Below are 16,112 nucleotides of genomic sequence, written 5' to 3' on the forward strand. Positions count from 1 at the left end.
ATGCGGAATGCCGACCGCTGTGACCATTCGGATATGGTGGCGCCCATCTCGGCTGCCGAGCCGGGCGAACGCCGAGCTCAGTGGGCATGCTTCCCGGGCGCGGCGCTGCCGCGGTACTCGCCGAGATCGGAGACGAGCTCCATGATTTCGGGCATGCCGTGCGACCATCGAGAGTCCGGGAGCCGTGGTTCACGGTTTCAGCACAACCTTGCCGACCACCGTGCCCGACTCCGCGAGCCGCACCGCCTCGGCGACCTCGGTGAGCGGCAACCGTGCGGCGACCTGTGCCCGCAATGACCCGGCCACCGCGAGATCGAACACCTGCCCGAGGTCCTCGGCGATCCGGGCGCGGAAGGCCGCGGCGTCGCGCTTGCCCGCCCACAGATTGAAGAAGTGCGCTCTGCGCTTGTTCGGCACCGCGTTCCACAGTTGCAGCCGGGCGAGCAGTTTCAGCACGGGAAGCCGGGAATCGCCTTCGACGTCGCGGGTAGCCGCGGTGCCGTAGGACACCAGGGTGCCACCGGGCGCGAGCAGCCGGAAGGAGTCCACGATGCCGGGCCCGCCGACGTGGTCGAACACCGCGTCAACACCGTTCGGCGCCAGCGCCCGGACCTGGGCGGGCACGTCGCCGCGGTAGTCCACCCACTGCGCGCCGAGCGCCCGGACCGCGTCCGCGTTGCGGGCCGACGCGGTGCCGATCACCGCGATACCGGCCGCGCGGGCCAGCTGCACCAGCGTGGAGCCGACGCCGCCGTTCGCACCGTGCACCAGAATCGTCGCACCGCGCCGGGTTCCGGCGACCCGGTGCAGCATCTGCCACGCGGTGATCCCGTTGACGACCAGCGTCTCCGCTTCTGCCGGGTCGAGCCCGTCCGGCACCGGCACCAAGTCGGCGGCGTCCAGCAGCACGTGGCTGCGCCAGCCGCCGGTCTTGGTGAGCGCGGCGACCCGGCGGCCCCGCAGCGCCGCGTCCACTCCCGAACCCACGGCGACGACCTCGCCGACCAAGTCGTAGCCGGGCACGAACGGGAACGGCGGCTGGTCGTAGTACTTGCCACGGCGCATCTGCTGCTCGGCGAAGGAGACTCCAGTGGCCTCTACCCGCACCAGCGCCTGCCCCCGACCGGGTGGCGGCAGTTCGCGCTGCCGCACCCGCAGTCCGCTCGGTTCGACTTTGCCGGGCAACACGATCTCGGTAACTGTCACGTTCGGTGTGCTCATCTCGGAACCTCCTAGTGTGTGATTGATCAATCACTCGATGGGCAAATGGCGACTTCGCCACTCAGGACGTCGATTACATGCGGTTCGGGTGCCGGATCCCCTTGGTGAGCATTGCCGCCCACTCTCCTGCGCTCGCGTCGATGTCGAGCGTGGTGATCAGATGACAGAGCTGGCCGTAGGCGATGAAGCGCTGGACCTGCTCGGCGCTGCCGCCGGACCGCTCCGCGGCGAACGCGGTGACCCGTTCGAGCCCGCTGCGCATAGCGGCGGCGATTTCCGGGATGTCGGCCGCGGACTGGGCGTGCACCTGCACCATGAGCAGTCTGTTGTCCGCGATGAGTTCGGCGTAGGCGCCACCCATTCGATACAGGATCGCATCCGGGTCGGTCTCGCCCGGCCGGGACGCACCGGCCGACAGCGCTTCCTCGATCAGTTCGAAGGCGCGATCGAGCGCGGCGACGAACAGCGATACCTTGCCGGGGAACAACTTGAAGACGTACGCGGGCGAGATCGATGCGCGTGCCGCGACGCTCGTGATCGGCGTGCCGTGATAGCCGGTGCGGGCGAACTCGTCGATCGCGGCGTCGACGACGGCCTCGCGCCGGAGTTCCGCGGTGGAAAGAGTGGCACGTCTGCTCATGTGAGTGACTGTACACTCACTGCTCGAGTTCGCGCAACGGCGCCCGAGGCGGTCGCCAGATGACCTTCTGCCCTGTCGATACCTTCGCCGCCGTCGAATGATGATCGGAGTAGCGAACACGCCACCGCAATAGAAGGAGATGCATCATGACGACCGCGCGGACCATCATGCGGCCCGACGTACAGCACATCAGTGTTCGAGAAACCATGGAGGCAGCCGCCCAACGCATGCGGCAGCTCGACATCGGCGCACTGCCCATCTGCGACGGCGAATGCCGTCCCGTCGGCATAGTCACCGATCGGGATATCGTCGTGAAGGTGGTCGGTGTCGGCGCGAATCCGAAGACCACCACCGCCGGCGAATTGGCGCAGGGCGCCGACCGACTGCACACCGTCGATATCGACACCGATGTGCGCGACGTGCTGGTCCTCATGGAGCAGCAGCGGATCCGTCGGCTCCCGGTCACCGACAACGGCATGCTGGTCGGCATCATCACCGAGGCCGATCTGGCCCGCAATCTGGCCGATAGCACCGTCGGCGAATTCGTCGAGGCGGTCTGCGCGGCCCATCTGCCCGCCACCGAGAAAGTGTGAGGATCCGACGCGTCGGCCAGCCCGTCGAAAACTGTCTCGGAGAGGTGCAACGCGGGCAGCATCGCGACAATGATGCAGTAGGAATGCCGAGGCCGATATCATCGATACCGCGACCTTTTCACAATGCTGATCCTCCATAGCGAACGCGATTCATCCGTGCGGGAGGTGGTCGGTGAACGGCATAGCGTTCGGTCGCTACCGGTTGCACGAGTTGATCGGCGAAGGCGGCATGGGCCAGGTATGGCGGGCCTATGACACCGCTACCGACCGCATCGTGGCGATCAAATTGCTGCCCGAGCGCTGTGCGATTGATCCCAGCTTCCGGGAGCGGTTCCGACGCGAGGCTCACGACACCGCTCAACTGCGCGAACCACATGTGGTCCCGATCCACGGCTACGGCGAGATCGAAGGCCACCTCTATCTCGATATGCGCTTGATCGATGGCGACGACGCGAGAACCCTGCTCAACCGCGATGGTGCGATGGAGCCTGCGACAGCGGTTGGGGTGATCTCCCAAGTCGCGGCGGCACTGGATGCGGCGCACGCTCAAAGTTTGGTACACCGCGACGTCAAACCATCCAACCTGTTGGTCACCGATACCGGCTTCGTCTATCTGATCGACTTCGGTATCGCGCGCTCGGCCAGCAATACCCCGCTGACCAGCACCAGCACGATGATCGGAACCTTGGCCTACATGGCTCCGGAGCGATTCACCAGCGGGGTCGCCGACGCTCGGTCCGACGTGTATGCCCTTACTTGTGTGCTGTGCGAATTCTTGACCGGAATACCGCCCTACCCGAGCACCAGCACGGAGCAACAGGTCGCGGCGCACCTGACCGCAGCACCCCCGGCGCCGAGCATGCGGCGGCTCGACCTACCGGTCGAGTTCGACGATGTCATCGCCCGGGGCATGGCGAAGGACCCGGACGACCGCTACCAGACCGCCGGAGAGCTGGCAGCCGCCGCCGAACACGCTCTCACCACTGCTCCTGCGGTTGCCGCCGGAAGCGCTCCCCGAGCCGGCCCCGCTTCGGTGCCCCCCGGCTTCGGAGATCTCCGCGATCGGCCCGGGCCGCCGTCGCCGGTACCCCCCACAGAGCCGTACGCGGAGCAAAATTCCACGATCAACGCTGGACCTCCCGTAGATCTGCCCGGTCTTCAGCCCATTCGATCCGAATCGGGCGGGATCGCACGTGGCGGCACCGCACCGCCTCGACGTAAACGGCCTGTCGTGGGGGTAGTGGTGACCGTGGTCGCCGCGTTCATCGCCGCGGCCCTAGGAGCGGGTATTTGGTGGCTGACCCGGCCATCGAAGCCGGAAGTCGCTTTCGACGGCAAATACGAAGTCACCTACACGCCCAAAACTCTCAACGGGAAGCCGGACAACAGTCCCCCCCAAGAAAGGACATGGTCAGTCCGATCCGACTGCCCACCGCACGGCGAACGCTGCGTGGCCTCGATAACCAGCCAGAGCACGGCCGAGCGGGAGACAGCCCCGGCCAAGTTCAGCGCGGACTATCGCGACGGCACGTGGACGATCACAAGAGACATACGGGCCCGCCCCGACCCCGATTGCGAAAGTCCGATCACCAAGGTGCCGCAGAACGTCCCGGCATGGCAGCGACTCGAATTCCGACCCGGCATCCCGGCGTGGACCGGAAACTCCTTCAGTTTCGTCGGCGGCCCTTGCGCATACACCCAACAACAAGAGATGAAGCTTTCCCGCGTCGGCGAGATCGACCGGAAGGTCGACGTCGTCCCTCCCGAAACCATCCCCGACCGCGGTCCCAGCCCGACCATCGCGCCGATCAGCGGCTCCTACGACGTAACCATCACGTATACCGCGACACCAGACGTTCCCAATCCCCCACCGCCGAGCAAGTTCCGGCAGCAATACAACACCCTGTGCATGCGTGAGGGCGACCGCTGCGCCGCAACGACGGACACAAATTCCGGCACAGATCCGCGCAAAGATCCACGCGCCGTCTTCGCTCCGATGTTGAGGCTCGAGGGCGGGGTCTGGCGGACCGATTACAGCATCCCCTTTCCCTGCTTCGCGGAATCGAACGAGCCGCACACCATCGCGACATTCAATTGGGATTTGTTCGCGTCCGACGTGGGCCCCGACCCCACCGAATTCTTGACCGGTACATGGACCCGCGAGAAATCGGATCCTTGTCCCGAGACCAGCCGTGCCACGGTCGAAATGCGGCGGGTCGGCTCGACCGGCGGGCGGCCCGCTGTCGCAGGCAGCAATGCGGACCAGCAGCCCCATCCGTCCGCGGCTCCGGCGATCGTCGCAATCCGCTTACCCAAGGGCAGCGATGGATTTCGAGACCCACACCTCGGTCAAACGATCAGATGACAACGACAAGAGCGGTCCGGCCGAGGAATTCCAGCTCGCTCCGCGCCGCACCGCTCGAGATGGAGGCGGACATGACCACAGGCGATGCGGATTGGTCCAGGCCGGCGGCGATGGCCCTGCCGAAGGAGGGGTTCTTCGAGCTAGAGCAAGGCCGGTACGGGCCGGTCTTTCCCCGCACACCCGCCAATTACGGCTTCTCGATCATCGCGCGGGTCAAACCCGGCCGCGAGGAGGCGATCCGGGAGTACGGCAAGCAAATCGAGGCCGCGGTCGCCGAAGATCCCACTGTGCTGGCGCCGCTCCGGCTGCATTACTTGCGGTGGGTACTGTTCGACATCGGCGACGGGTTGTGTTTCCAATATCAGGGGATCTTCGATACCGACTTCGACAAGTACGTCGAGGATGCTATCGCCTTGTTCCTGTCGACGGGCATCACAACCGTATTCGTGAACCTCGAAGGGTTCCCCGAAGACTGGAAGACCAATACCGATGCGGTGGTCGGGTTCTTTCGTGAGCATCAATTCCCGAGCTTCCTGGAGTACGGTGAGTACCCCTATGTGACCGCGGACGAGGTCAAGAAGGCGCTGCGCGTGAAGGCGGCTTTTTCCGACATGCTCGACCAGATGCAGTAGGGACCGAGAGGTTTGCCGATGCTCGAACTCGACGACATCCAGCACATTCTGCTGACTCGCGTCCCAGCGCTGACCGGACGCTACGAGTTCCTGTCGTTCGCCGGCGCCACCGGTGGGCGGGCGTGGCTGTCTGCCATGGTCGACCGCGTGGCCTCGGCCGCCGACGCACAACGCTCCGTGACCACCGACCGCCGATGGGTGACACTCGCGTTCACCTGGACCGGCCTACGCGCACTCGGCGTGCCCGAACAGTCACTGGCAACGTTCCCCGAGGAGTTCCGCCAGGGCATGGCAGCGCGGGCCGCCATCCTGGGCGACACCGGGACCGCTCACCCCGACCATTGGGTCGGTGGATTGGCGGGCGACGATCTACACGCGATCGCGATCCTGTTCGCCCACGACGACGCCGAACGCGCTCGCTGGGTGCACGAGCACCAGCAGCTGCTCGGCCGCTGCACCGGAGTGACGGTGCTGTCGTCGCTGGACCTCGCGGCCGTTCCGCCGTTGGAGTACCCGCACGACCATTTCGGCTACCGCGACAGGTTGTCGCAGCCGGTGATCGAAGGCTCCGGTGAGCAGCCCACACCGGGCACAGGTGCCCCGATCAAGGCCGGCGAGTTCATCCTGGGATATCCCGACGAGGACGGTCCTCCGGTGGGATTGCCGCAACCGGAGGTGTTGTCGCGCAACGGCAGCTACATGGCCTACCGGCGCTTACAAGAACACGTCGGGCGATTCCGCGAGTTCCTGGCCGAGCACACCGACACCCCGGAGGAACAGGAGTTGCTGGCCGCGAAACTCATGGGCCGCTGGCGCAGCGGCGCTCCTCTGGTGCTCGCCCCCGAGCGGGACGATCCTGAACTCGGGGCAGATATGCGGCGAAACAACGATTTCAACTACAAACAGATGGACCCCTACGGGTACGCCGTGCCTTTGGGCTCGCACATCCGCAGGCTGAATCCCCGCGACACCGGGGTGAACATGCAGCGGCGGCGCATGATCCGCCGCGGCGCCACCTACGGACCGCACCTCCCCGAAGGCGTTTCCGAGGACGGCGCCGAGCGCGGAATCGCGGCCTTCGTGCTGTGTGCCAGCCTGGTGCGCCAATTCGAATTCGCCCAGAACGTGTGGATCAACGACAAGACGTTCCACGAACTCGGCAACGAGCGGGATCCGATCATCGGCAACCAAGACGGCACCCTGGAATACAAGATCCCCAAACGTCCGATCCGCAAGACCATCAGAGGATTACCGGCGTTCACAACTCTCAGGGGTGGCGCGTACTTCTTCATGCCCGGTGTTCGCGCACTGCGCTACCTCTGCACCCCTACCGACAACGAGGTGGCACCATGAGCACCGTCACCCAGGCACGCACCTACAACCAATCTCAGCTGCCACGCACCTACACTCCCGGCAGACGCCGGTTGAGCATCTACTGGACGTGGAGTTATCCCTGGGAGGCACAGCGCGATCCCGCCGCGCTCGACAACCGCTTCTCCACCATGACCGAGGTGCGCCAAGCGGCTTGGCCTGCCTACGAGACGCCCGAGTACGACGCCGCGCACTTTCTGCAAGGGATCGCCGGAACGCTGGAATTGTTCCACCGCTCCACCCTTACCTTCCAGCAGATCGCCGGAGAGGCCACCGGTCACCCCGTCGCGGTCTTCCAGCGCATCGATCAAGCCGGGTTCGAACTGCCCCTCGACGAACGCATTCTGGCCGACACCGATACTCTCATGATCTTCGGCCTCGACCACGTTCTCGGTCAGGCAGAAGCCGCGCCCGACGAGATCGCGGCCCTCGACGAATGGCTGCGACGCGAAGGCACCTGTCTGCTTTTGGCGCCTCATCACGACGTGGGTTGCACCGATGACCTCCAGCAACGCCAAGTCGAATTTCAGCACCACGGCGACCCGCTGGTGCCGCGCCAACAACGCTTCAGCGCCTACACCCGCTCACTGATGAAAGCCCTCGACGTTCCGGTGCACAACATGTACGGACTCCGACCCGCCGTCGCCGAAGGCACGAAATCCATTGCGCCCCTGTCCACATTTCCTGACCTCGACGACTTGCACCTGCTCGACAACGTCACCACATTCAACTTCCACCCCCACCTCCCGCACTATCACCTCACCGCGCCCGCAAGCGCATCCGTGCGCCTGCTCGCCCGGCAACCCATCGACCTCGACCGACCCCACCCCTTCACCGCCGAAGGCAACACCGAATTCAACACCGCGATCTGGCTGCCGCCCACCGACCGACGCGCAGGCGACATCGTCATGATCGACTCCACCAACTTCACCACCCTGTTCGGAGGAACCGAAAGCCTCATCAACCTCTGGCGCAACTTCGCCCTCATGAAGTGACCGCGCACCACACCGACGCGGTCTACCTCCTGCCGGCCAGGGGCCATCCGCCCACGGCGTTCGGCGGCCATCTGCCGCAGTTCCGCTTCGCTACGTGGGCGTCGATGTCAGCAATTGGTAGGGGCGAGCTCTCCGCGGGCCCGGCCTTCGAGCCACAGCAGCACCGCAGGCGCACCCAATACCGCAGGGGCCAAATGTTCCAGCGCGGAAGGCAGTTCAACCGACGGCACCAGCACCGTCTGCACCCGCACCCCGGCCGCGCACCAGCGGCGGACGGTATTCTCGATCGCACCGAGCGGAATCTGCTGGTCCTTCGGCGAATGCCATTCGAGGATCGGGTTTTCCGGCATACCGGGATAGAGTTCCAGGCTGTTCTCCTCCACCACCGAGCGGGCTTCGCGGCTGTCGACGATCGAGGTGTTGTCGAGGTACTCCCGAGCGCTGCCGTCGACGCCCGCGGTGAGGATGTCGTTGCTGCAACTGTTGGCCATGTCCTGAGCGACCGCGAGGCCGCGCGGGTTGAGATACGAGCTCGTCGGCAGTCGGTCCGGGTACTCCCGCTCCAGACCGATCGCCGCCGCCATGGCCAACCCGAACGAGGGGTGCCGGTCCAGGCCCAGTGTCTCGGCCATCGTCATCAGATTCATCGGGGCACCACCGATGGCCGCACCCGCGAGTTTCAGCTCCGGTGCGTATGCCGGCTGCAACGCGGCCGCCCATGCGGTGGCCAGGCCACCGCCGGAATAACCGGCCATGACCGCGGGGCTGCGCTCCACGGCGAGTGCGGGTAGCCGCTTCACCGCACGGATGCCGTCCAATACGACATGGCCACCCAAACGCGCTGCCCCGAGAGCGAACTGCGGTCCGAGGTGATCCGGCAGCGCCACAGTCCAGCCCTGGGCCAGCGCCACGTTCAAGATCGGCGTGGTCGCCACCAGGTTCAGATCGTCGCTGTACAACTTGTGCGATATCGCGCAGCCGGTGCCGAGCGCGTTGATGAAGTGCTGATACGACAACAGCGGCCCGCCGGGCTGTCGGGCGAAGGGAGTCAGAACCGTCGTAGTCGCCGCGATCGGCGCTCCATGCGAGTCGGTGGACCGGAACTTGACCAGCGTGACAGTGGCTGCGGGGAAGATCGCCAGCGCGGGCAGTGCCCGCACACCCAGCACATCCCCTGCTTCGTGTGCCGCCAGATCCGCCGGGGCGGCATAGAACGGGTCCGGATCGGGCAGTGGATACAGCGGTTGCGCGGTTGCCGTCGTCGCCAAGAGCAGCCCGAGTGCCACACCGCCGATCGCACCGCTGCGCCTGCTGCCGGGCAAAAGAAACCGCCGGATCACGATCTTCTACCTCCAGTAGTTCGCGCATTTGTCGACCGGCCAGCCTGCATTCAAATCCGACGCTGCGGGCTGACCTTCAGCGACACGCCGCACGAAAATCTGAAACGGTAGGAATCGAGATGTGCACGCGCTGTCACACACGCGCGAAGTCGGCAAGGTGTCGGGTGGCCCATTCGCGGAACGAGGTCGGCCGCACGCCGGTGACTTTCTGCACCGTCGGATGCACGACGGAGGTGAACGACTCCAGCGCGGTGGCTCGCAGTGCCATGATGGCGTCGGCCATGATCTCGGAAAGTCCGTGGTCCAAGATCGCCTGACGGGCGGCGGCGGGCTCGACTTCCAGGAACCGTAGCGGCCTGCCCAGCACGTCGGCGAGTACGGCGGTCATCTCGGCGGGGGTCAAAGCCTCCGGTCCGCTGAGCCGGTAGGTTCGCCCGTCATGACCGTCGGTGGTGAGCACGGTGGCGGCGACGGAGGCGATGTCGTGTTCGTCGACGACCGCGATGCGGCCGTGGCCATAGGCGGCGAACACGCTGTCGCGGTTCCGAATCGAGTCGGCCCAGTGCAATGCGTTGGCCATGAACCCGAGCGGGCCGAGGATCGTCCACGGAATGCCGCTGTCGCGCAGTGCCTGTTCACCGCGGCGATGCCAGCTCGGGATGGGGTCGGTCGCGGTGTCGTCGCCGGTACGCCCGGAGGACAGCTTGACGACATGCGCGACATCGGCGCGTACGGCTTCGCGCATCAGGTTCGCGTCGTGGGTTGGGATGTCGGGGCCGGTGGAAAGCAGGAACACGCGGTCCACCCCGCGCAGCGCCGCGGCGATGCTGCCGCGATCACCCAAGTCGCCCGCGACGACGTCGACGGCAGCGGGAAGACCGGCGGCGGCGGGCCGACGGGTCATCGCGCGCACGGGCACCTTCGCGGCGACGAGTCGGTCGACGAGCGAGCGGCCGACAGTGCCGGTGGCGCCGGTAACCAGAATCATGAGAGTCCCTTCCGTGGATCGTTGTCGTCGCGTCCTGTCCGACGACGGGACCCAGCATCGGCCCGGAGCCCCGCCAGCTCCATCCGCAGGGAGATATCGGTGGAAATTTTCCATTAGAGACGGAATGCTGAAAGAAATGACCGTGATAGACGAGCTGGACCGGGGCATCGTCCATGCGCTGCACATCGATGGCCGCGCAACGTTCAGCCGTATCGGCACGGTGCTCGGTGTGTCGACGCAGACGGTGGCCCGGCGCTACCGGCGACTGCGCGCCGAGGCCGGGTTGCGGGTGGTCGGGCTGAGCCGTCTCGACCGCGACGACCACACCCGCTGGCTGGTCCGCCTCGGCGCCACCACGACGGCAGCCCGGACACTCGCTCATTCCCTCGCCCGACGACCCGACACCTCATGGATCAAACTCCTGTCGGGTGGCACGGAAATCCTTCTCATCCTTCGCATGCCGCACCAGGCGGACGCGGCGCATCCGCTGCTGCTGCAGGAGATCCCCCGCACCGCCGGTATCACGACCGTGTCGGCGCACTATGTGCTCCACACCTATTTGGGCGGTCCGACGCCGTGGCACGGACAAGTCGCAACCCTCACCGAGCACCAGCAGCGACAACTCACACCACCCCATCACGACGCGCTGTCCGCACGCCGGCTCTCCAGCGCCGACGATGCCCTGTTGTCCGCGCTGCAAGCCGATGGACGGGCCGGGCTGGCCGAGCTGGCGGCAGCCACCGGATGGTCCCCGGCGACGGTCGCGCGCCGCCTGGCCGATCTACGGGCGCAGGGCGAGATCTTCTTCGATGTCCAGGCCGACGACACCCGGTTCGGCGCCACCACCCAGGCACTGCTGTGGATGTCGGTCGCTCCCGCGCGGCTCGACCAGGTCGGCCTCGAGTTGGCGCGGCATCCCGAACTCGCCTTCGTGCTCGCCACCACCGGTCCGAGTAACCTTGTGGCCCAAGCGATGTGCCCGAATCCCAGCGCCTTGCACCATTACCTGACCCGCCGCCTCGGCAGCGACGACGCCATTCGAACACTGGAAGTGACACCCGTACTCGCCACGGTCAAAGCCGCGGGTCACGTCATCACCGAAGGCACCAGGCACGGCACAGCCAGCCGTCGTTCGAAAAGCGCGGCGAATTCGAAGTGAGGCGCCCGTGCCGCAGCCGCATCCCGCATCCGCGCAATGCCCCGAGGTGGTCGTGCATCCGGCGCGCCGGGCGCGGGTCCACAACAGACCGATCGCACCGGCGACAATAAGGGCGATGCCCAGCGACTCCAGCCACGAAAGGCTCACCAACGCCACCCCGCCGCCGAAGATTCCGGCGGCGACCAGGACTGGAAGCGCGCAGCATCCGACACACAGAAGCGCGCCCAGCCCGATCGGTACCCACCAGCGTCGCGTCCGCGTGCGCTCAGCACCCACACTCGCCTCCTTCACCGGCGGAGTCGGAGGTGAACGGTACTGGGCAACAAGGGCTTTCGCTGCAGGCAAGCAAGTCGTCACAACCTGCCTCCAATGCGGCATGCAAGGTGTCGCGCACCGCGGTCAGCTCGGTGAGTTTCGCATCGATCTCGGCCAATTTGGCCGCCGCGCGCGCTTGTAGCCCGACAGCAGTACGGCGACCCGATCGGGCGGCGGCCAAAAGCTCGGCCACCTCGTCGAGGGTGAACCCCAGCCGCTGGGCCGCCTTGATCACACGCAACACCGTGACGGACCGCTCCGGATACAGTCGATGCCCGCCGAGAGACCGCTGCGGTTCGGCGAGCAGACCGCGCCGCTCGTAGTACCGCAACGTCTGAGTGTTCACCCCGGCGGCCGCGGCCAGCTCGCCGGTGCGCAATCCGGTCAACGCCGATCGCCGCCGATCCAGGCGTCCGCCCGCGCGGCCAGCGCGTCGAGGACCGCGGCCTGATTGTCGGGAACGGCGATACGCATCACCGGACCGTCCTCGGTGGCGTCGAAGCCGAAGGTGAAGAACGAGCAGCAACCGGACTCGCGCGCGGCGAGGTCACGGCCCTCCTCCTCCGCCTCGGCGGCCAGTAGGAGATTCAGTCGCGTGCGCGCGGACCGATCCGTGCGCCGCACCGATCCGGTGATGAAACGGTCGAACTCAGCGACTCGTACCGACTGTTCTACGGTGGGCAGTGTGCACGAGTCCGGTACCCAATCACCGGTCGGGGGCGTGATCGTCATGCCCTCACGGTAAGCCCGTACCCAGGTACAAGATGCAACCTCGAACCGCGGAAACGTGCGTACGTCCACCATTCCGCACTGCTGTATTACAGCGTCCGGCAAATTCGATGCTTCAGTTCGAAGTGCTACGGATGTTCGGTCCGTTGCACCTGTTCGTTGATGAGGGTGTCGTCGTCAGCCGGCGGCTCGGGGTCATGCCACTCTTCTGCTCGGCTGGAACGATTGCCTCGTATCGTGCCTTCCAACTCGTGGGCCAACTCGTCGTCGTGTACGGGACCATGCTTGGTATTTCCTCGTTCCATGGGATCTTCTCCTGTTGCGGTTGCTGGACACCGGCGCGCTAGCGGTGGCGCAAAAGGGTGGCGACCCCTTCCCGGGGTACGACAGCACCTTCGACGGGCACGATCGAGCCACCCTGCAGCAATGTGACCACCGGCAACGCTTCGTCCGCGCGGTAGGCGCGAGACGATGTCGCATCATCGATCCACTGCGCCGCGGTGATGCCGCGAAGCAATTCCGGATCGAGTTCGACGGATCGGTCCCCCACGGTGTCCGGATCGATCAGCAAAGTATCGGCGTTCGCCGCCAGCAGCGCCGAGACCGTCTCGGGCAGCCCCTCGACGGCCAGGCCGTCTGCCCTGCCCCGCGCGGTATTCAGTTGCTCGACGACCTGTCCCTGGCGCTGCCGTGCCTGCGTCCGCACCGCTTGCTGCACCTGCGCTTCCAGCGCGGCGGAGTCAGCACCCGCGGCCCGGGCACCGGCCTCGACCTCGACGATCCGAGCGGTAGGCGAATCGAGTGCCTTTGCCAGCGCTGCGCGGGCGCCGACCTCACCGACCAGCACGATGACCTGCGCTCCGACGCGATCCGCGAGATCGCGGACCGCCGTGGCGGCCTCCCCGACGTTCCGGCGGACCACTTCCTCTACCCGGCGCTGCATCGAAAGGTGTGCCCACCCTCCGCCGTGATGGATCTTGTGCACCGGATGCGCGGTGCCTTCGGCGGTCATCTCGATCAGGTTCTCGTCCTCGTCGACGCCGTACAGATCGCAGCCGACACGGTCGACGACCGCGATCACATGCGGCACCTCACGGGACTGCTGCTCGATGAGAGGCAACAGATACGGAAGCGCCGACACCCGCACTGTCTCGCGTGCGGGCGGCTCGGCGAGCATGTGATCGACGAGGACGCTGTCCGAATCGGCGATCAGCAGGCGGCCTGCACGCCCTTTCTCCGCCTTGACTTTGCTGATCGCGTCGTCGAGTAGCGTCAGCGTCTTCTCGGGAACGTGCTGGGCGGCCAATCGCTCGCGGATCGAGCGCCACCGTAACGCTTTTTGCTGCTCGGCGTCTTCGGTGTCGTGCGAGGCGTCGACGCAGAGCGAGACGAACGGGCCCCGCCGTTGCGCTATTTCTCTGAGATTCGTGCCATACACATCCGGCGCGTACCCGGTTCGGCGTGCACGAATCCGAATCCGCGAGTGCGTTCGGAATACGCTCCGAACGGTGGTTTGGCCGACCCAGGCCCGGGTAGTCGCCACGCGTCCGCCGGGACAACCGACTGGAGGTGAAGCCATGGCCGAAACCGTCATCGACGATGAGCTGTGGGAGGAATTCCACCGCCTGGTCAATATGTCGTCCCGGCAGTTGCGCGACTGGCTGCGCACCGAAGGCGCCGATACCGGCACCGAAACGGAACCCGATCGCGCGGGGCCGGAGATCGGCCGGCGCATCCTTGCGGTTCTCGGCAAACGTCGTACCGACCTCGATGCCGACGACATCGCGGTGATGCGCCGGGCCGTGGACGAGATCACCGCGGCGCGCGGTGCGGAAGCAGAGCGCGAGCCGCGCGCGGGCAGAGACGACTGGCGCAGGCATCTGATGTCACTCGGACACGACCCACTCCAGCCGTCGTGAACTCCGCATCGCGAGTCGAGCGGATGGGTGTGCGCTCTGCAAGTTGACGGCGAGGAGGGTGCTTCGATGAAGGCAGTGGTGTGGCACGACGTGGGAGATATCCGGCTCGACGAAGTCGATGATCCCAAAATAGTGGAACCGACCGATGCGCTTGTGCGGATCACGACCTCGGCTATCTGCGGTACCGATCTCCATCTCGTGCGCGGCACGATGCCGGGCATGCAGCCGGGAACAGTGCTCGGGCACGAGGCTGTCGGAGTGGTGGAGGAGACCGGGGCAGCGGTGCGCGGGTTCAGCCAGGGCGATCGGGTCGTAGTGTGCTCGACCATCGCATGCGGGACCTGCTCCTACTGTCGTTCGGGCTACTTCGCCCAGTGCGATACCGCGAACCCGAACGGACCGCAGGCGGGAACCAGTTTCTTCGGCGGACCGGAGAGCACAGGCCCCGTCGCGGGGCTGCAGGCCGCTTACGCGCGCATCCCCTTCGCCGCCACGACGCTGGTGAAAGTCCCGGATTCGGTGTCCGACGAACAGGCGATCATGGTCTCCGATGTGCTGCCGACCGGCTGGTTCGGCGCCCGATTGGCGCAAGTCGGGCAGGGCGACACGGTACTGGTGCTCGGTGCTGGCGTGGTCGGGCAATGCGCGATCGCCGCAGCGAAGCGTCGAGGCGCGGCACGGGTGCTGGTCGTCGACGGTATCGCCGATCGTCTGGCGACCGCTCGCGCGCAGAACGCCGAGCCGATCGATTTCAATGCCGAGGATCCGGTGGCAACGGTGCGCGAGCTGACCGGCGGTATCGGAGTGGACAGGGTGATCGACGCGGTCGGTGTGGATGCCCAACGCCCGAAGTCCGGACCGGCCGCACAGAATCTTCCGGTTTCGGATTCGACGCTGGAAGCCGAGCGCGAGAAGGCGGCCCCGCAGGGCAGGACCGAGGGCGCGCAGTGGTTGGCCGGCGACGCGCCCAGCTTGGCGGCGCGGTGGGCACTCGAGGCAGTCGCCAAAGCCGGTAGCGTCGGCGTCATCGGAGTCTATCCGCCGAATTTCGACGCTTTCCCGATCGGCGCCGTGGTCAACCGCAATCTCATCGTTCAGGGCGGCAACTGCAACCACCGCCGCTACGTCCCCGGCCTGTTGGGCAGGGTGGCCCGGGGCGACATCGATCCGACCGCCTTCATCACCCAGCGCGCCGACCCGGTCTCGATCATCGAGGCCTACGAGACGTTCGACCGGCGCGAAGACGGCTGGCTGAAGACGATCGTGCCGATGTGAGGTGTGTAGCGATGCTGAAGTCGATCCTCCGCGGCGCCGCGGCGGGAGCCGCGGGCACGACCGCGTTGAACGCCGTCACCTTCCTCGACATGATCGCGCGCGGCCGACCACCGAGTCGCACGCCCGAACAGAGCGTCGAGCGCATGACCGACAGGTTGGGCGTGCAGGTGCCCGGTGACGAGGAACAACGGCGCAGCCGGATTTCCGGCGCGGGTGCGCTGCTGGGCACGGGGACCGGCGTTTCGGTCGGCTGTGCCTACGGTTTCGCCCGTTCCATGAAGTGGCAGCCGTCGATTCTCGCCGCCAGCACGGTCAATACCGCCACGGCCATGTCCGTCACGGCGCTATCGCTTCTCAACTTGGGTGTTTCCGATCCGCGCCGATGGACACGTTCCGACTGGCTCAGTGATCTCGTGCCACATCTTGCGTACGGGCTGGTCACTTCCCTCACCTACGCCGCCATGGCCGACAGTCGTTCGACCTCGCGGCGACGTCGGCAGTGGCCGTGGGCATGACCCCAGCGGTGCCGGCCATCTCCGTGATGGGTTCGCGACTGCGCGGAGCCGGGTC

Annotated in this window: 16 protein-coding genes; 9 read left to right on the forward strand and 7 right to left on the reverse strand. The window is 66.3% G+C overall.

What is annotated here, in order from left to right; genetic code table 11:
- Positions 1–189 precede the first annotated feature (189 nt).
- Positions 190–1,221, reverse strand: a complete 1,032-nt coding sequence (locus tag ACIHAX_RS14455) for a medium chain dehydrogenase/reductase family protein (protein ID WP_397277779.1) — start codon at positions 1,219–1,221, stop codon at positions 190–192.
- A 73-nt stretch (positions 1,222–1,294) separates the two neighbouring features.
- A complete protein-coding gene (locus ACIHAX_RS14460; protein ID WP_397277781.1) occupies positions 1,295–1,861 on the reverse strand; it encodes a TetR/AcrR family transcriptional regulator in 567 nt (188 codons plus the stop codon).
- Positions 1,862–2,007: 146 nt separating this feature from the next.
- Here ACIHAX_RS14460 and ACIHAX_RS14465 point away from each other — a divergent pair, with 146 nt between their 5' ends.
- The 5 genes from ACIHAX_RS14465 (at position 2,008) to ACIHAX_RS14485 (ending at position 7,817) form a co-directional block, all read left to right on the forward strand.
- Positions 2,008–2,454 carry a CBS domain-containing protein gene (locus tag ACIHAX_RS14465; RefSeq protein ID WP_364426151.1) on the forward strand — a complete coding sequence of 149 codons (447 nt, stop codon included), beginning with the start codon at positions 2,008–2,010 and terminating at the stop codon, positions 2,452–2,454.
- Between the two features lie 202 nt (positions 2,455–2,656).
- On the forward strand, positions 2,657–4,819 hold the full coding sequence (locus ACIHAX_RS14470) for a serine/threonine-protein kinase (protein WP_397277784.1): 2,163 nt from the start codon (positions 2,657–2,659) through the stop codon (positions 4,817–4,819).
- 71 nt (positions 4,820–4,890) lie between these two features.
- The gene (locus ACIHAX_RS14475; RefSeq protein WP_397277786.1) at positions 4,891–5,451 is read left to right on the forward strand and encodes a hypothetical protein; all 561 of its coding nucleotides are present in this window, start codon (positions 4,891–4,893) and stop codon (positions 5,449–5,451) included.
- An 18-nt stretch (positions 5,452–5,469) separates the two neighbouring features.
- Entirely contained in the window at positions 5,470–6,804 is a 1,335-nt protein-coding gene (locus ACIHAX_RS14480) for a Dyp-type peroxidase (protein ID WP_397277788.1), read from the forward strand.
- Positions 6,801–7,817, forward strand: a complete 1,017-nt coding sequence (locus ACIHAX_RS14485; RefSeq protein ID WP_364426157.1) for a hypothetical protein — start codon at positions 6,801–6,803, stop codon at positions 7,815–7,817. Before ACIHAX_RS14480 ends, ACIHAX_RS14485 begins: the two co-directional genes overlap by 4 nt.
- Before the next feature lie 107 nt (positions 7,818–7,924).
- On the opposite strand, the gene ACIHAX_RS14490 is transcribed toward ACIHAX_RS14485, so the two are convergent.
- Entirely contained in the window at positions 7,925–9,154 is a 1,230-nt protein-coding gene (locus ACIHAX_RS14490) for a lipase family protein (RefSeq protein ID WP_397278064.1), read from the reverse strand.
- A 136-nt stretch (positions 9,155–9,290) separates the two neighbouring features.
- Entirely contained in the window at positions 9,291–10,145 is an 855-nt protein-coding gene (locus ACIHAX_RS14495) for an NAD(P)H-binding protein (protein WP_364426160.1), read from the reverse strand.
- 136 nt (positions 10,146–10,281) lie between these two features.
- Between ACIHAX_RS14495 and ACIHAX_RS14500 the strand changes: the two genes are divergently transcribed.
- Entirely contained in the window at positions 10,282–11,304 is a 1,023-nt protein-coding gene (locus ACIHAX_RS14500) for an AsnC family transcriptional regulator (protein WP_355073825.1), read from the forward strand.
- A 265-nt stretch (positions 11,305–11,569) separates the two neighbouring features.
- Here ACIHAX_RS14500 and ACIHAX_RS14505 read toward each other — a convergent pair whose 3' ends face one another.
- The 3 genes from ACIHAX_RS14505 to ACIHAX_RS14515 all read right to left on the reverse strand — a co-directional run bounded on the left by ACIHAX_RS14505 (position 11,570) and on the right by ACIHAX_RS14515 (position 13,786).
- Entirely contained in the window at positions 11,570–12,007 is a 438-nt protein-coding gene (locus ACIHAX_RS14505) for a MerR family transcriptional regulator (RefSeq protein WP_364426164.1), read from the reverse strand.
- Positions 12,004–12,351, reverse strand: coding sequence for a hypothetical protein (locus ACIHAX_RS14510; RefSeq protein ID WP_397277792.1), 348 nt, complete (start codon positions 12,349–12,351; stop codon positions 12,004–12,006). The genes ACIHAX_RS14505 and ACIHAX_RS14510 overlap by 4 nt, the downstream gene beginning before the upstream one ends.
- A gap of 340 nt (positions 12,352–12,691) precedes the next feature.
- Entirely contained in the window at positions 12,692–13,786 is a 1,095-nt protein-coding gene (locus ACIHAX_RS14515) for a Vms1/Ankzf1 family peptidyl-tRNA hydrolase (protein WP_397277794.1), read from the reverse strand.
- Positions 13,787–13,925: 139 nt separating this feature from the next.
- Here ACIHAX_RS14515 and ACIHAX_RS14520 point away from each other — a divergent pair, with 139 nt between their 5' ends.
- The 3 genes from ACIHAX_RS14520 (at position 13,926) to ACIHAX_RS14530 (ending at position 16,057) form a co-directional block, all read left to right on the forward strand.
- Positions 13,926–14,267, forward strand: a complete 342-nt coding sequence (locus ACIHAX_RS14520) for a DUF3140 domain-containing protein (RefSeq protein ID WP_356964245.1) — start codon at positions 13,926–13,928, stop codon at positions 14,265–14,267.
- A gap of 66 nt (positions 14,268–14,333) precedes the next feature.
- Positions 14,334–15,542 carry an alcohol dehydrogenase catalytic domain-containing protein gene (locus tag ACIHAX_RS14525; protein ID WP_397277796.1) on the forward strand — a complete coding sequence of 403 codons (1,209 nt, stop codon included), beginning with the start codon at positions 14,334–14,336 and terminating at the stop codon, positions 15,540–15,542.
- 11 nt (positions 15,543–15,553) lie between these two features.
- On the forward strand, positions 15,554–16,057 hold the full coding sequence (locus tag ACIHAX_RS14530; RefSeq protein ID WP_397277798.1) for a hypothetical protein: 504 nt from the start codon (positions 15,554–15,556) through the stop codon (positions 16,055–16,057).
- Positions 16,058–16,112 lie beyond the last annotated feature (55 nt).

This window comes from Nocardia sp. NPDC051929, assembly GCF_044548645.1.
Taxonomy (GTDB): Bacteria; Actinomycetota; Actinomycetes; order Mycobacteriales; family Mycobacteriaceae; genus Nocardia; species Nocardia sichangensis.

Excerpts from the sequence above, each read along its gene's own strand:
- ACIHAX_RS14455 (WP_397277779.1), bottom strand. The coding sequence starts at position 1,221 with ATGAGCACACCGAACGTGACAGTTACCGAGATCGTGTTGCCCGGCAAA.
- ACIHAX_RS14460 (WP_397277781.1), bottom strand. The coding sequence starts at position 1,861 with ATGAGCAGACGTGCCACTCTTTCCACCGCGGAACTCCGGCGCGAGGCC.
- ACIHAX_RS14465 (WP_364426151.1), top strand. The coding sequence starts at position 2,008 with ATGACGACCGCGCGGACCATCATGCGGCCCGACGTACAGCACATCAGT.
- ACIHAX_RS14475 (WP_397277786.1), top strand. The coding sequence starts at position 4,891 with ATGACCACAGGCGATGCGGATTGGTCCAGGCCGGCGGCGATGGCCCTG.
- ACIHAX_RS14480 (WP_397277788.1), top strand. The coding sequence starts at position 5,470 with ATGCTCGAACTCGACGACATCCAGCACATTCTGCTGACTCGCGTCCCA.
- ACIHAX_RS14485 (WP_364426157.1), top strand. The coding sequence starts at position 6,801 with ATGAGCACCGTCACCCAGGCACGCACCTACAACCAATCTCAGCTGCCA.
- ACIHAX_RS14495 (WP_364426160.1), bottom strand. The coding sequence starts at position 10,145 with ATGATTCTGGTTACCGGCGCCACCGGCACTGTCGGCCGCTCGCTCGTC.
- ACIHAX_RS14500 (WP_355073825.1), top strand. The coding sequence starts at position 10,282 with ATGACCGTGATAGACGAGCTGGACCGGGGCATCGTCCATGCGCTGCAC.
- ACIHAX_RS14510 (WP_397277792.1), bottom strand. The coding sequence starts at position 12,351 with ATGACGATCACGCCCCCGACCGGTGATTGGGTACCGGACTCGTGCACA.
- ACIHAX_RS14520 (WP_356964245.1), top strand. The coding sequence starts at position 13,926 with ATGGCCGAAACCGTCATCGACGATGAGCTGTGGGAGGAATTCCACCGC.
- ACIHAX_RS14525 (WP_397277796.1), top strand. The coding sequence starts at position 14,334 with ATGAAGGCAGTGGTGTGGCACGACGTGGGAGATATCCGGCTCGACGAA.
- ACIHAX_RS14530 (WP_397277798.1), top strand. The coding sequence starts at position 15,554 with ATGCTGAAGTCGATCCTCCGCGGCGCCGCGGCGGGAGCCGCGGGCACG.